Raw genomic sequence first — 14,327 nt, forward strand, 5'->3', positions numbered from 1 at the left:
CGCCGCGCGGAAGTCCTGCGTCTCTCCGGCGGGGCATTTCGGGGACACTTTACTAAATTCGGCGGGAATGCAGGGCGCGACGAGGCTGCCGTCTGGAATTAGGTATAGTGTCCGCGAAATAGATCAGCGCCCCTCGAAGCGAGGCTGCTGCTTCTGCAGGAAGGCCATCACCGCCGCGCGGAAGTCCTGCGTCTCTCCGGCGGGGCATTTCGGGGACACTTTACTAAATTCGGCGGGAATGCAGGGCGCGACGAGGCTGCCGTCTGGAATTAGGTATAGTGTCCGCGAAATAGATCAGCGCCCCTCGAAGCGAGGCTGCTGCTTCTGCAGGAAGGCCATCACCGCCGCGCGGAAGTCCTGCGTCTCTCCGGCGGGGCATTTCGGGGACACTTTACTAAATTCGGCGGGAATGCAGGGCGCGACGAGGCTGCCGTCTGGAATTAGGTATAGTGTCCGCGAAATAGATCAGCGCCCCTCGAAGCGAGGCTGCTGCTTCTGCAGGAAGGCCATCACCGCCGCGCGGAAGTCCTGCGTCTCTCCGGCGGGGCATTTCGGGGACACTTTACTAAATTCGGCGGGAATGCAGGGCGCGACGAGGCTGCCGTCTGGAATTAGGTATAGTGTCCGCGAAATAGATCAGCGCCCCTCGAAGCGAGGCTGCTGCTTCTGCAGGAAGGCCATCACCGCCGCGCGGAAGTCCTGCGTCTCTCCGGCGGGGCATTTCGGGGACACTTTACTAAATTCGGCGGGAATGCAGGGCGCGACGAGGCTGCCGTCTGGAATTAGGTATAGTGTCCGCGAAATAGATCAGCGCCCCTCGAAGCGAGGCTGCTGCTTCTGCAGGAAGGCCATCACCGCCGCGCGGAAGTCCTGCGTCTCTCCGGCGGGGCATTTCGGGGACACTTTACTAAATTCGGCGGGAATGCAGGGCGCGACGAGGCTGCCGTCTGGAATTAGGTATAGTGTCCGCGAAATAGATCAGCGCCCCTCGAAGCGAGGCTGCTGCTTCTGCAGGAAGGCCATCACCGCCGCGCGGAAGTCCTGCGTCTCTCCGGCGGGGCATTTCGGGGACACTTTACTAAATTCGGCGGGAATGCAGGGCGCGACGAGGCTGCCGTCTGGAATTAGGTATAGTGTCCGCGAAATAGATCAGCGCCCCTCGAAGCGAGGCTGCTGCTTCTGCAGGAAGGCCATCACCGCCGCGCGGAAGTCCTGCGTCTCTCCGGCGGGGCATTTCGGGGACACTTTACTAAATTCGGCGGGAATGCAGGGCGCGACGAGGCTGCCGTCTGGAATTAGGTATAGTGTCCGCGAAATAGATCAGCGCCCCTCGAAGCGAGGCTGCTGCTTCTGCAGGAAGGCCATCACCGCCGCGCGGAAGTCCTGCGTCTCTCCGGCGGGGCATTTCGGGGACACTTTACTAAATTCGGCGGGAATGCAGGGCGCGACGAGGCTGCCGTCTGGAATTAGGTATAGTGTCCGCGAAATAGATCAGCGCCCCTCGAAGCGAGGCTGCTGCTTCTGCAGGAAGGCCATCACCGCCGCGCGGAAGTCCTGCGTCTCTCCGGCGGGGCATTTCGGGGACACTTTACTAAATTCGGCGGGAATGCAGGGCGCGACGAGGCTGCCGTCTGGAATTAGGTATAGTGTCCGCGAAATAGATCAGCGCCCCTCGAAGCGAGGCTGCTGCTTCTGCAGGAAGGCCATCACCGCCGCGCGGAAGTCCTGCGTCTCTCCGGCGGTGCGCTGCGCGACGCGTTCGGCGGCGAGCGCTTCGCTGAGCGGCAATTGCTCGGCGTCGCGGGCGAGGCGGCGGATCAGGCCGAGGGCGACGGTCGGGCCCTGCGCCACGCGCGTGGCGAGCGCCACCGCCTCGGAGGCGAGCGCCTCGTCCTCGACGACGCGGGAGATCAGGCCCCAGGCTTCGGCGCGCTCGGCGGAGATGCGCTCGCCGAGCAGCATCATCTCCAGCGCCCGGGCGCGGCCGGCGAGGCGGGGCAGGAGCCAGGTCGCGCCGGCGTCCGGGATCAGGCCGATGTTGACGAAGGCCTGGAGGAAATAGGCCGATCGCGATGCGACGACAATGTCGGCGGCGAGCGCGAGCGAGCAGCCGGCGCCGGCGGCGGGGCCGTTCACCGCCGCGACGATCGGAATCGGCAGCGCGAACATCGCCTCGATCAGGGGATTGAAATGCTGCTCCAGCGCAGCGCCGGCATCGGCGGGAAGACCGCCGCCGGAGGCCAGATCGGCCCCGCTCGAGAAACCGCGTCCGGCGCCGGTCAGCAGCAGGCAGCGCGCCCCGCAGCGGCCCGTCTCCTTCACCGCATTGCGCAGCTCGTCGACCATCGCACCGCTCAATGCGTTGAGCGTCTCCGGCCGATCGAGCGTGATCGTCGCGACGTCCGCCGGACTCCGCTCGAGCCGGATATGCTGATAGTCCATCGTCTCTCCTTTCGGCCGTTACAGCATCGGGAGACCGGGTGTGCAATCACCGACGTCGGTGCGTGACCGAGGCTGTTGATTATCACGCGATGGCGCGATGATCGCGACGACATCGCGAAGCGATCATCAAGTCCTTCCGCCTGCGCACTACGTTTGACTTCGGAAAGCTTCCATCGCGCCATCGCGCCATCGCGTGCTATCATGCAGCGGCTTGATCGCACGACAGGGAGCGAATTGGCTGGGGTCGAAGCACTGGCCACGACCACCATTGGTTGCGCCTTGCGGCTGCACCGACGGCTTGGACCCGGTCTTCTCGAGAGCGCCTACGAGATCGTGCTCGCTGCCAGCCTTGTTCGCGAGGGGGTGGCGGTGGAACGCCAGGTGCCGATCACCATCGAAGTGGACGGTTTGACGATCAGGGACGCGTTCCGCGTCGACATGATCGTCGGTGGAGCCCTGTTGGTCGAGATCAAGTCCGTCGAGAGGATTGCTCCCGTTCATTCGAAGCAGTTGCTGACTTACCTCAGGCTCACGAATCGCAGCCTCGGGCTGTTGATGAACTTTGGCGGAGAGACCTTCAAGGAAGGGCAGCAGCGAGTGGTGAATCGCCATGTCACCGCCGCGGGCACTTCCTACGTCGCGCCCCCTCTATCGAGACACTGACCCGGAACCGGGCTCGCCTATTCGGTCAGCGCCGTTTCCTCGGGGGCGTGGAGGCGGAGGCGGGTTACTCGGCGGGAGTCGCTGTCGGTGACCTCGAGGCGCCAGCCGGAGGGGTGCTCGACGATCTCGCCCTGCTGGGGCACGTGGCCGGCGAGGACGGTGGCGAGGCCGCCGAGGGTGTCGACATCTTCCTCGGTGGCGAGGCGGGCGTCGATCGTCTCGGCGACCTCCTCGAGCTCGGCGCGGGCGTCGGCGTCCCAGATGCCGTCCTCGATCGGGATCAGCATCGCGGCCTCGGCCTCGTCATGCTCGTCCTCGATCTCGCCGACGATTTCCTCGACCACGTCCTCGATCGTCACCAGCCCCTCGGTGCCGCCGAACTCGTCGACGACGATGGCGAGGTGGACGCGCTCGGCGCGCATCCGGGCGAGCAGATCGAGCACGCCCATGCTCTCCGGCACGTAGAGCGGCTTCCTGAGCAGGGTGGCGATGTCGGCGGGCGGGGCGGCGCCGGCGACCTGGACGGTCAGCACGTCCTTGACGTGGACCATGCCGATGACGCGGTCGAGGCTCTCCTCATAGACCGGCAGGCGGCTGTGCTGCGCCTCGATGAAGGCGGCGACGAGGTCCTGGAAGCTCATCGTGCACGGCACCGCGATGATGTCGCCGCGCGGCACCGCGATGTCGGCGACCGTGCTCTCGCCGAAGTGCAGCAGGTTGCGCAGCATCTGCCGCTCGATCGGGGTGAGATCGCCGACCGCCGGCACCTCGCCCTCGTGGCTCTCGATCGCCTCCTCGATCTCCTCGCGCAGCGTCGCCTCGCTCTCCTCGCCGAACAGGAAGGTGCGCAGGCCGCGCCAGAAGCTCTGGCCCTCGGCGGGCTGTCCGGGACTGTCCTCGTCGTCAGGCATCGTGTTGGGTTCGAACCTCCTTGTAGGGATCGGCGATGCCGAGCGAGGCGAGCGCGCGGCGCTCGGTCTCCTCCATCGCCTCGGCTTCCTCGTCGCTCTCCTCGTGATCGTAGCCGAGGAGATGCAGGGTGCCGTGCACCACCAGGTGACACGCATGATCGTGGATCGAGACGGCCTTGTCGTCGGCCTCGCGGGCACAGACGCCGCGGGCGAGCACGACGTCGCCGAGCAGGGCCTCGCCGGCGCCGGCGGCGACCATTGCCTCGAGCAGCTCGGCCTCGAGCATCGGGAAGGAGAGGACGTTGGTCGGCTTGTCCTTGCCGCGATAGTCGCGGTTGAGGGTGCGGACCTCGTCGTCGCCGGTGAACTTCACCGAGACCTCGACGGCGAGCGGCGCCGCGATCAGATCGGCCCAGTCGCTCGCGGCGACGGCGGCGCGCACCGACTTCTCGGCGAGCGCCGGCCAGGCGCTGCTACTGTCCCATTCTCCCGACGTATCGGACTCGACGAGGATCATGCCCTCTTGCCCTCATAGGCATCGACGATCCGGCCGACGAGCGGATGGCGGACGACGTCGCCCGAACCGAAGCGGACGGTGGCGATGCCCTGCACGCCCTCGAGCCGGCCGACCGCGTCGGCGAGGCCGGACTTGCCCGGATCGGGAAGATCGACCTGCAGCGGATCGCCGCAGATCACCATCCGGCTGCGCATGCCGAAGCGGGTGAGGAACATCTTCATCTGCGCGGGCGTGGTGTTCTGCGCCTCGTCGAGGATGATGAAGGCGTCGGAGAGGGTGCGGCCGCGCATGAAGGCGATCGGCGCGATCTCGATCTCGCCGCTGGCGATGCGCCGCTCGACCTGCTCGGCGGGGAGCATGTCGTAGAGCGCGTCGTAGAGCGGGCGGAGGTAGGGATCGACCTTGTCCTTCATGTCGCCGGGCAGGAAGCCGAGCCGCTCGCCGGCCTCGACCGCCGGGCGCGAGAGGATCAGCCGGTCGACCGAGCCGCCGATCAGCTGCTGCACGGCCTGGGCGACGGCGAGATAGGTCTTGCCGGTGCCGGCCGGGCCGAGCGCGAAGATCATGTCGTCGCGGGCGAGCGCCTCCATGTAGACGCCCTGCATCGCCGAGCGCGGCACGATCGTCTTCTTGCGGGTGCGGATCATCACCTTCGGCGGTTCGGCGACATCCTGCGAAATAATCCCCTCCAGAGTCGGCTGGCCCGACATTGCGATCACCGCCTCGACCATGCCGGTATCGACGTCCTGGCCCTCGTCGAGGCGATTGTAGAGGCCCATCAGCACGTCGCGGGCGCGGGCGGCCGCGTCCGGCTCGCCCTCGATCTGCACCCGCGCGCCGCGGGCGGCGATGTAGACGCCGAGGCGGTCCTCGATGGCGACGAGGTTGCGGTCGAACTCGCCGAACAGGGGGCCGAGCAGATGCGGCTGCTCGAACTCGATCTCCAGACGGGCGCGCGGCGCCGCGCCCTCGTTGCCGCGTTTCTGGGCCATCAGGCGGCGACCGCCGTCGGGGGTGCGGCGGCGATCGTGCCGCCGAGCGAGTTCGGCCCGGCGCTGACGATGTCGACCTCGATCACCGAACCGATCGCGGCATCGGTCTCGACATGGACCGATTGCAGCCAGGGCGACTTGCCGAGCATCTGGCCCGGCTTGCGGCCGCTCCGCTCGATCAGGACCTGGGTGCGCTTGCCGATGGTGGCACGGTTGAAGGCGAGCGACTGCTCGGCGAGGAGCGCCTGGAGCCTCTGCAATCTCTCGTCCATCACGTCCGGCGGAACCTGATCTTCCATGTCTGCGGCCGGTGTGCCCGGACGCGGGGAATATTTGAACGAGTAAGCCTGCGCGTAGTTCACCGCCGCGACCATTTTCAGCGTGTCCTCGAAATCGGCCTCGGTCTCGCCCGGGAAGCCGACGATGAAATCGCCGGAAATGGCGATGTCCGGGCGGACCTCGCGGACGCGGGCGAGAACGTCGAGATAGCTCTCGGCCGTGTGGCTGCGGTTCATCGCCTTGAGGATGCGGCTGCTGCCCGACTGCACCGGCAGGTGGAGGTAGGGCATCAATTTGCCGACCTCGCCATGGGCGCGGATCAGCCCCTCGCGCATGTCGTTGGGGTGGCTGGTCGTGTAGCGGATCCGCTCGAGCCCCGGCAGAGCGTCGAGGGTGCGGATCAGGCCGTCGAGGCCGCGGACGGCGCCGGTCTCGTCCTCGCCCTCCCAGGCGTTGACGTTCTGGCCGAGCAGGGTGATCTCGCGCGCGCCGCCGTCGACCAGGGCGCGCGCCTCCTCGACCACCGCCGCCCAGGGCCGCGAGACCTCGGCGCCGCGGGTGTAGGGCACCACGCAATAAGTGCAGAACTTGTCGCAGCCCTCCTGCACCGTCAGGAAGGCGCTGGTCCCCTGGCGGCGGCGGGGCGGAAGCACGCCGAACTTGGACTGGACCGGCATGTCGGTGTCGAGCGCGCGGCCGCCCTCCCGCGCCCGGGCGACCAGCTCGGGCAGGCGGTGATAGGCCTGGGGGCCGACGACGATGTCGACCGAGGGCGCGCGGCGCGAGATCTCGGCGCCTTCGGCCTGGGCGACGCAGCCGGCGACGGCGATCATCGGGCGGGTGCCGTCCTCGCGGCGGAGACGGCCGATGTCCGAATAGACCTTCTCGGCCGCCTTCTCGCGGATGTGGCAGGTGTTGAGCACGACGAGGTCCGCCTCGCTGCCGGCCGGCGCCGCGGACAGGCCCTGCGCCTGCAGCAGCTCGGCCATCCGTTCGCCGTCATAGACGTTCATCTGGCAGCCGAACGATTTGACGTGGAAAGTCCTGGGGTTCTCCATCGGGCGCCTATAGGCGATCCGCGCCTGCGGCGGAAGGGCGGAGCACTGCCTCGATCTCCGCCCGGGCGGCGGCGGCCACCGCCTTGCGCCCGCCGAGCGCCCCCGGATCGAGCGGTGCGAGGAAGTGCAGGGTCACCGGCACGGTGCCGCGCCGCGACAGGATCCGACGCGCATTGGCGCCGGCCGCCTCGGAATCGGTCCAGGCGATCTCGCTGCCGGGGGCGCCGTAATCGATCGCGACCGGCTGGACGCGCACGCCGGGCAGCGGCGGAAACAGGGCCGAGAACAGGCTGGCGCGGAAGGGAAGGAGGCCGGTGCCGCCCTCGGTCGTCCCCTCGGGAAAGAGTGCGACCGGCTGCCCGCCGGCGAGCGCGGCGCGGAGCGTGTCAACCTGTCCCTGGACGGCGCGGCGATCGGAGCGGTCGACGAAGACGGTGTCGTTGAGCCGCGCCAGCCAGCCGAACACGGGCCAGCGCGCGACGTCGTCGCGCGACACGAAGGCGGCGCCGCTCGCCCCGGCGACGAGCATGATGTCCAGCCAGCTGAGATGGTTGGCGGCGAACAGCACGTGGGAGGTGAGCGGCGTGCCGCGCACCCGCACGCGCATGCCGGCGATGCGGCCGACCATGCCGAGGAAGCGCCGCGGCCAGGGCGAGCGCCGGCCGAGCAGGGGCCAGAGATAATGGAGCGGGACGCAGACCAGGAGGGCGCCGAATATGGCGGCGGCGCGGACGGCGAAGCGGATCAAGGCGGGGGCGGCCTCAGCTGTCGCGATCGACGGCGACGCCGTAAAGCTCCATCCGGTGATCGACGAGGCGGAAGCCGAGCTTCTCCGCGATCCGCCGCTGCAGCGCCTCGAGCTCCTCGTCGACGAACTCGATCACCCGGCCGGTCTCGACGTCGATCAGATGGTCGTGATGGGTGGCGTCGGCGGCTTCGTAGCGGGCGCGCCCGTCGCCGAAATCGTGGCGCTCGAGAATGCCGGCTTCCTCGAACAGCCGGACGGTCCGGTAGACCGTGGCGATCGAGATGCCGGCGTCGATCGCCGAGGCGCGGGCGTGCAGGGCCTCGACGTCGGGATGGTCCTCGGCCTCGGAGAGAACCCGCGCGATCACCCGCCGCTGCTCGGTGATCCGCAGACCCTTTTCCGCGCACAGCGCCTCGATGTCGATCCTGCGTGTCATTGCAGAGCCCGGTTAAGACGAATCCGCCTGCCGGACAAGGTGCGCCGGGGCGCGGACGACCGCGACGGAGCCTGGCGGCCCGTCGCGCGATCGGCGCCCCGGCGCTGTCCCGCTTACTTGCGGCCGGTGCGGCGGCGCTTGGTGCCGAGACCGATCTTCTTGGCGAGCGAGCGGCGCTGCTCGGCGTAATTCGGGGCGACCATCGGATAGTCGACGCTGAGGCCCCACTTCTGGCGATATTCGTCCGGAGTCATCTGATAATGCGTCATCAGGTGGCGCTTCAGCATCTTCAGCTTTTTGCCGTCCTCGAGGCAGACGATATAGTCCGGCTTGACCGACGAGCGGATCGAGACGGCCGGCTCCTGCTTGACCGGCGCCGGCTCCGGCTTCGTTCCGAGACCGGTCAGCGCATTGTGCACATTCTGGATCAGGTTCGGCAGATCGTTCACCGCAACGCTGTTGTTGCTGACGTGGGCGGACACGATGTCGGCGGTGAGGGTGATCAAGGTCTCGGTAGTTTCGTTGCTTTCAGCCATTTTTCCCTGTCCGATGTCACCACGACAATACGCTACCCCTTCAGACGCAAATGGTCCGATCTGGATGTTTTTACAAGCGCAAACTATCGGAAGTGGAGGAGAGGCTAGGCCTTAGTGCTGCGGGCTAGAGTGAGCGCATCAAATCGTTGGCCCGAAGCGCCGCTGTAATAGTTGCGGCGTCGACCGACTTCGGAAAAGCCGTGCCGCCTGTACAGGCCGATCGCCTGGTTTCCGTCACGCACTTCGAGATGCAGCCGCTCGGCGCCGCGCTCGCCGGCGTCGCGGATGAAGCGCTGCATCAGCCGGTCGCCGACGCCGCGCCGCTGGGCCGATTTCTTCACTGCGAGCAGCAGCAGCTCGGCCTCGCCGGCCACGGTGCGCGACAATGCGAAGCCGAGCGGGGCGCCGACGCCGTCGCGGGCGAGGACCAGCCACACGCCGGGGAGCGGCAGCAGGCCGGCGCATTGCGGCGCCGTCCAGGCCTCGCCGAACGCGGGATCGAAGCTGTCGATCATGACTCGCATCACGGCGTCGAGATCGGCGAAACCGGCCTCCTCGACGATGACCTGGTCGGCGCTCATCCCATCGGCTTTGCGTCTGGCGCGCGCCCGTAGAGCGGCCGCGCGGCAAGCGACCGGAGCTCGGCCGGAAGCAGCCGCACGTCGGCCGCCCGAGGCAGCGCGTCCGAAGCCTCGCCATGGCCGCGCGCCGTCACCAGCGTCTCCGCTCCGGAGCCGACGACGCGCACGGCGTCGACCGACGCGGCAGCCTCTTCGGGAAACAGGGAACGGAGGGCGTCGATCGGCCGCAGCGGTGCATGCGCGAATTCTTGCACGAAAAGCTGGCCGTGTCCCCCATGAAGCGCGACGGCAATGCGATCCTCGCCGCCGGCCGCCGCGGCGACCGCGGCCATCGACGAATAGCCTAGCACGGGCACGCCCCAGCCGATGCCGAGGCCGCGCGCGGCGGCCAGGCCGACCCGCACGCCGGTGAAGCTGCCCGGTCCGCAATCGACCAGGATCGCGTCGGGCCGGCGATCGCCGAGCAGATCGGCGACCATCGGCAGCAGCCGCTCGGCATGGCCGCGGCCGACCAGCTCGTGCCGCTCGTCGATCAGCCGGTCGCCGTCGATCAGGGCGGCGGAGCAGGCCGCGGTCGCGCTGTCGAGGACGAGCAGCATCAGACCGCTTCGACGGTCTCGACCTCGGGAACGTAATGCTTGAGCAGACCCTCGATGCCGTTCTTGAGCGTCATCGTCGAGGACGGGCAGCCGGAGCAGGCGCCGTGCATGGCCAGATAGACGGTGCCGTCGCGGAAGCCGCGATAGACGATGTCGCCGCCGTCCTGGGCGACGGCCGGGCGGACGCGAGTCTCGATCAGCTCGCGGATCTGGGCGACGATCTCGGCATCCTCGGGGGAGTCGCCGAAATCCTCGGCCGGGCCGTCGACGACGATGCCGGCGGCAGTGGCGGGGCGGAACAGCGGCGCGCCGCTGGAGAAATGATCGAGCAGGATGCCGAGCACCTGCGGCTTCAGCTCGCGCCAGTCGCTGCCCGGGCCGGCGGTGACCGAGATGAAGTCGCGCCCGAAGAACACGCCCTCGACGTCGCCGAGCGAGAAGATCGCCTCGGCGAGCGGCGAGGCCTCGGCATCCTCCGGAGTCGCGAAGTCGCGCGTGCCGGCGTCCATCACGCGCGCGCCGGGGATGAACTTCAGGGTCGCCGGATTGGGCGTGGTCTCGGTCTGGATCAGCATGGCGCTCATGTGGCGCGGCGACGGGGCCGGATCAAGTGGGCGGGCGCCCGTCCCGCCTGGGATCAGCGACGCTCGCGGGAGAGTCGCGTCATCAGGATCGCGGCGCGCTTCGCCTGGCGCCACAGGCTTGGAATGTCGACCGTCTCGCCCGTCGCGTGCGAGCCGCCGCCGGCGGCCCCGAGGCCGACCAGCCCGTCGACATCCGCCGCGACGAAGCCGATGTCGCCGGCGCCGCGCTTCAGCGGATCGATCGGCCGCATCTCGGCCAGGCCGAGGTCGCTATTGATCTGGTTCAGCCGATCGAGCAGCGCGCGGCCGCCGGCGGTCGGCGCCATCGGCGGATAGGCGCCTTCGTCGAAGCTGATCTCGGCGCCGGTGCCGGGCAGATGGCGCGTGACGATCTCGCGCATCTTCGCCGTGACGCGACGGTATTGATCGAGCGAGAGGGCGCGCAGGTCGCCCCGGGCGATCGCCGTTTCGGGAATGATGTTGGTCTTGCCGGTCGCCGTGCCGCGGATGCCGTCCGCATCGAGCGCGGCGGTGGCGCCGCCGACCACCAGGCCGACGTTGAAGGTGAGATTGGGCTCGGGGAGCTCGGTACGAAAGGCGGCGATGATCCGGGCGAGCTCGTAGATCGCACCGTCGCCGAACGTCTCGCCGAACACCGCGCTCGAATGCCCGGTGCGGCCGGTCGTCCGCACCTCCCAGTTGCCGGAGCCGCGGCGGGAGATCGAGCCCATGTCCTGGCCGTTCTCCCGCGACAGGCCCTCGAAATCGAGCGCCGCGTCGGCGCGCCTGCCGGCCTCTATCAGGTCGCGGCGGGCGATCGACACCGGGTTGCCGGCATCTTCCTCGTCGCCGGTCAGCACGATCTCGATGTCGGCGTCGCGCAGCGTGCCCGCCGCCTGCATCGCCCGCAGCGCGGCGACCATCACCACCATGCCGCCCTTGTCGTCGCCGACGCCGGGACCCTCGGCGGTGTCGGCATCCCTGCGCACGAAGCGCTGGAACGGCGAATCGGGCTCGAAGACGGTGTCGAGATGGCCGATCAGCAGCATCCTCTTGCCCCTGCCGCTGCCCCGGTGGGTGGCGACGATATGGCCGGCCCGCTCCACCTCGGCCATCGGCACCCAGCGCACCTCGAAGCCGAGCGGCGCGAGCTCCGCCCGCATCATCGCGCCGACCTTTTCGACTCCGGCAAGGTTGAGCGAGCCGCTGTTCTGATTCACCAGGGTCTCGAGCAGCGCGAGGGTTCGCGGCTGCTCGCGATCGACCGTCGCGATCATCGTCTGCTCGGCCGCCGAGAGGCGTGCCGGAGCCGGCGCGGAGAAGGCGAGGGCGGCGGCGGCGACGGCGGCGGGGAGCAGGCTTCTCATTGGCCGGCGTCTACTTTGCCGGCGGCGCGAGGGCCAGCCTCGCGTGACGAGGGATAGGCCGGGGCGCTTCTAGCGTTGCCGCCGTCATGCTAAGCCCGTGCGGCGTCAGAGAAGGAGTTTGCGCATGCGTCACTTGCTCATCCCGATGGCCCTCGCGCTGGCCGCGCCGGCGGCGGCGCAGGACTGGCGGATGGCGCCTGAATATGACGTCCTGCTCTCGACCTGGAACATCGCGCCCGAGGAGATCCGGCTCAAGGCCGGGACGCCGGTGCGCCTGCGCATCGTCAACAACAGCAACCGCGGGCTGAGCTTCTCGGCCGAGAGCTTCTTCAAGGACGCGCAGCTTCGCCGCCGCGACGGCGATCTGGTGAAGGGCGGCACGATCGACGTGCCGGCGCTTTCGACCCGCACCGTCGTGCTGGTCCCCAAGGCGGGGACGTACAAGGTGCGCGGCGGCAATTTCGTCCATCGCCTCCTTGGCATGAACGGCAAGATCATCGTCGAGTAGGAGACAGCGGAAGATGGCGAAGGACGGCAAGAAGAAGACCAAGATTCCCAAGCAGGTGGCCGGCATCAAGGTGCCGAAGAAGCTGCGCAAGGCCGGCAACAAGGCGGTGAAGCTGGCGCAGGACCCGATCGTCGGCGAGGTCGTCGCCGCGGCCCTGCTCTCTGCCGCCGCCGCGCTGCGCGAAGGCGGCGGGGCAAAGGACGGGGCGGGAGCGGCCGCGAAGGGCGCCGAGGACGCCAGGCAGCAGGCCGGGCGGCTCGGCGACTCGCTGAAGGTTCTCGCCATCGATCTCGCCCGCCGCACGCTCGAGGGCCTCGACGACGGCCACAAGGCCCGGACGCGGGAAAAGGCCAAGCCCGGCACGCCGGAGCCCGCCGGCGACTAAGCTCCTGGCGCGGCTGGAGAGTCGCGCGATTGGTCTCGAATCGAGACTAAACGGGATCCCATTTACCCCCGTTATCCTCGTTATCCACAGGCTGAATCCGCTTGGTGCGACTCGGATTTCGTGAGACCGTCCACCTGTAGCCGGACAGGGTGACGCGGCGGAGACGACGCGGGACCCAGACCGAAAACAGGGCGCCGGACCGGAGCCGAACGTGCAAAGGCCTTTCAGGCCAATGCGGGGACGACATCGGAAAGGACAGTCCTGGCGGAGCCAGGCCCTAGGGCCGAAATCCGCCGAAGCCTCGCAAGACCCAGGGGAATCGCCCTCTGGGAGGCGCAGGGCAGGCCGCGGGATCGGGAAGCTCGCTTTCCGGGAACGAGGTCAAAAAGGGATCCCATCCGGTTCTGCCGGACGGGAGACCAGGGACCTCGAGAGCTTCGGCTCGAAAGGCCCGCCGCGGCGGAAGGAGCCTCGCTCCGACGGCCGTGGAAGGCGCCACCAGGGCTTCGGCCGGAAAGGGCGTCGATCGGCACCGCCGATGCTCCGGCAGACGCGGGGTCGAGAGGGACGCGAGAAGCCCCGGCTGATCGCGAAACTCGAAAGGTGGACCGGAAGGGAGCTTCGGTTTCCGGACGGGCAGCCGAACCGGATCGCAGTGGGTTCGCCCGCCACGAGACGGAAAGACGCTCGCGAGGCTTCGGCCGAACGCGCGTCGATCGGGACCGCGGATGCTTCGGCAGAGGCGGGATCGAGAGCGAAGCGGGAAGCTCCGGCTGATCGCGGAACTCGAAAGGTGCGCCGGACGGGGATCTCGGTCTCCGGCAAGGCAGCCGCACCGGATCGCGATGGGTTCGCCCAGGACGAGACGGAAAGACGCCAGGCTTCGGCCGAAAGCGCGTCGATCGGGACCGGCGATGCTTCGGCAATGCCGGGATCGAGAGCGAAGCGAGAAGCCCCGGCTGATCGCCAAACTCGAAAGGCCAGCCGAACGGGGATTTCGGTCTCCCGACGGACAGCCGAGCCGGATCGGACGGGTTCGCCCGTCAGGAGAAGGCGGACGCGAAGGGGGCTTGCTCCCGGCGCGGACCGACCCGGGCAGACAGGAGGCTCAGGCCTTCGATCGAGCCGGGCCGGCGGGAAGGAGGAAGCTTCGGCTTCATCCCGAAGGCCGGACCTTCGAACGAGGACGGCGTGCCGTTCGACTTCGGAGACGGGAAAAGGTGCGTGCGGCCTTCGGGCCCACGCCCTTGACCCAGAGGGAACCGCCGGGGCTTCGGCCCCGACGGGACCCGGAAGCGGACTGGCCCAGGATTGCAAGATCGAGGGCCGCGACGCTTCCTCACACGGGGAGAGCCGGCGCTTGCGCAAGGCTCGAACCACCCGCCCAGCGGGACGCCGCGCCGGCAGGCGTTGCATGGAGCTGGGACAGTGGGGGCTGGTGGCGACACCAGCCCCCATTACGTCGGGGCTGATCCTGCGCCTGCGAGGCTTGGCGAGGGCGGCGCGGCATGCGCCACCCCGGAAGCGCCGGCGATACGGGCCGCCGGCGTTCGCCGTTCAGGCGAGCTTGTCGGCGTAGATCAGATGGCCGGGGCCGAGCCGGCGCAGCACGTCCTGCAGGCTCGCGTACGAGAAAGCGAAACAGCCCTCCGACCGGCCGAGCTTGCCGTGATCGCGAATGACTTCGGGCTCCGCATACCAGGCGCTGTGCACGACGATCG

General features: G+C 68.6%; 16 protein-coding genes. 3 read left to right on the forward strand and 13 right to left on the reverse strand.

What is annotated here, in order from left to right; genetic code table 11:
* Positions 1 to 1,662: 1,662 nt before the first annotated feature.
* Positions 1,663 to 2,442 carry an enoyl-CoA hydratase-related protein gene (locus E2493_RS19940; protein ID WP_135090395.1) on the reverse strand — a complete coding sequence of 260 codons (780 nt, stop codon included), beginning with the start codon at positions 2,440 to 2,442 and terminating at the stop codon, positions 1,663 to 1,665.
* A 75-nt stretch (positions 2,443 to 2,517) separates the two neighbouring features.
* Between E2493_RS19940 and E2493_RS19945 the strand changes: the two genes are divergently transcribed.
* Positions 2,518 to 3,105, forward strand: coding sequence for a GxxExxY protein (locus tag E2493_RS19945; RefSeq protein WP_318531716.1), 588 nt, complete (start codon positions 2,518 to 2,520; stop codon positions 3,103 to 3,105).
* A 17-nt stretch (positions 3,106 to 3,122) separates the two neighbouring features.
* Here E2493_RS19945 and E2493_RS19950 read toward each other — a convergent pair whose 3' ends face one another.
* The 11 genes from E2493_RS19950 to E2493_RS20000 form a co-directional block, all read right to left on the reverse strand.
* Positions 3,123 to 4,016, reverse strand: a complete 894-nt coding sequence (locus tag E2493_RS19950) for a hemolysin family protein (protein WP_135090397.1) — start codon at positions 4,014 to 4,016, stop codon at positions 3,123 to 3,125.
* Positions 4,009 to 4,533 (reverse strand): rRNA maturation RNase YbeY, encoded by a 525-nt coding sequence (ybeY, locus tag E2493_RS19955; protein WP_135090398.1) that lies wholly within the window; start codon positions 4,531 to 4,533, stop codon positions 4,009 to 4,011. The genes E2493_RS19950 and ybeY overlap by 8 nt, the downstream gene beginning before the upstream one ends.
* A complete protein-coding gene (locus E2493_RS19960) occupies positions 4,530 to 5,525 on the reverse strand; it encodes a PhoH family protein (protein ID WP_135090400.1) in 996 nt (331 codons plus the stop codon). Before E2493_RS19960 ends, ybeY begins: the two co-directional genes overlap by 4 nt.
* On the reverse strand, positions 5,525 to 6,862 hold the full coding sequence (gene miaB / locus E2493_RS19965) for a tRNA (N6-isopentenyl adenosine(37)-C2)-methylthiotransferase MiaB (protein ID WP_135090402.1): 1,338 nt from the start codon (positions 6,860 to 6,862) through the stop codon (positions 5,525 to 5,527). Before miaB ends, E2493_RS19960 begins: the two co-directional genes overlap by 1 nt.
* A 7-nt stretch (positions 6,863 to 6,869) precedes the next feature.
* A complete protein-coding gene (locus tag E2493_RS19970) occupies positions 6,870 to 7,610 on the reverse strand; it encodes a lysophospholipid acyltransferase family protein (protein WP_225421608.1) in 741 nt (246 codons plus the stop codon).
* 13 nt (positions 7,611 to 7,623) lie between these two features.
* On the reverse strand, positions 7,624 to 8,046 hold the full coding sequence (locus E2493_RS19975) for a Fur family transcriptional regulator (protein WP_135090406.1): 423 nt from the start codon (positions 8,044 to 8,046) through the stop codon (positions 7,624 to 7,626).
* A gap of 113 nt (positions 8,047 to 8,159) precedes the next feature.
* Positions 8,160 to 8,582: a MucR family transcriptional regulator gene (locus E2493_RS19980; RefSeq protein ID WP_135090409.1), complete on the reverse strand. Its 423-nt coding sequence runs from the start codon at positions 8,580 to 8,582 to the stop codon at positions 8,160 to 8,162.
* Positions 8,583 to 8,686: 104 nt separating this feature from the next.
* On the reverse strand, positions 8,687 to 9,163 hold the full coding sequence (locus E2493_RS19985) for a GNAT family N-acetyltransferase (protein WP_135090411.1): 477 nt from the start codon (positions 9,161 to 9,163) through the stop codon (positions 8,687 to 8,689).
* Positions 9,160 to 9,762 carry a tRNA (adenosine(37)-N6)-threonylcarbamoyltransferase complex dimerization subunit type 1 TsaB gene (tsaB, locus tag E2493_RS19990; protein WP_135090413.1) on the reverse strand — a complete coding sequence of 201 codons (603 nt, stop codon included), beginning with the start codon at positions 9,760 to 9,762 and terminating at the stop codon, positions 9,160 to 9,162. The genes E2493_RS19985 and tsaB overlap by 4 nt, the downstream gene beginning before the upstream one ends.
* Positions 9,762 to 10,337, reverse strand: coding sequence for a NifU family protein (locus E2493_RS19995; RefSeq protein WP_135090415.1), 576 nt, complete (start codon positions 10,335 to 10,337; stop codon positions 9,762 to 9,764). Before E2493_RS19995 ends, tsaB begins: the two co-directional genes overlap by 1 nt.
* 62 nt (positions 10,338 to 10,399) lie before the next feature.
* On the reverse strand, positions 10,400 to 11,713 hold the full coding sequence (locus E2493_RS20000; RefSeq protein WP_135090417.1) for a M20/M25/M40 family metallo-hydrolase: 1,314 nt from the start codon (positions 11,711 to 11,713) through the stop codon (positions 10,400 to 10,402).
* Positions 11,714 to 11,837: 124 nt separating this feature from the next.
* Between E2493_RS20000 and E2493_RS20005 the strand changes: the two genes are divergently transcribed.
* Entirely contained in the window at positions 11,838 to 12,221 is a 384-nt protein-coding gene (locus E2493_RS20005; protein WP_135090419.1) for a cupredoxin domain-containing protein, read from the forward strand.
* Positions 12,222 to 12,234: 13 nt separating this feature from the next.
* Positions 12,235 to 12,606: a hypothetical protein gene (locus E2493_RS20010; protein WP_135090421.1), complete on the forward strand. Its 372-nt coding sequence runs from the start codon at positions 12,235 to 12,237 to the stop codon at positions 12,604 to 12,606.
* A 1,557-nt stretch (positions 12,607 to 14,163) separates the two neighbouring features.
* Here E2493_RS20010 and E2493_RS20015 read toward each other — a convergent pair.
* Complete coding sequence (locus E2493_RS20015) at positions 14,164 to 14,319, reverse strand: murein L,D-transpeptidase catalytic domain-containing protein (protein ID WP_225421610.1); 156 nt, start codon at positions 14,317 to 14,319, stop codon at positions 14,164 to 14,166.
* Positions 14,320 to 14,327 lie beyond the last annotated feature (8 nt).

This window comes from Sphingomonas parva (ex Maeng et al. 2020), assembly GCF_004564275.1.
GTDB lineage: Bacteria > Pseudomonadota > Alphaproteobacteria > Sphingomonadales > Sphingomonadaceae > Allosphingosinicella > Allosphingosinicella parva.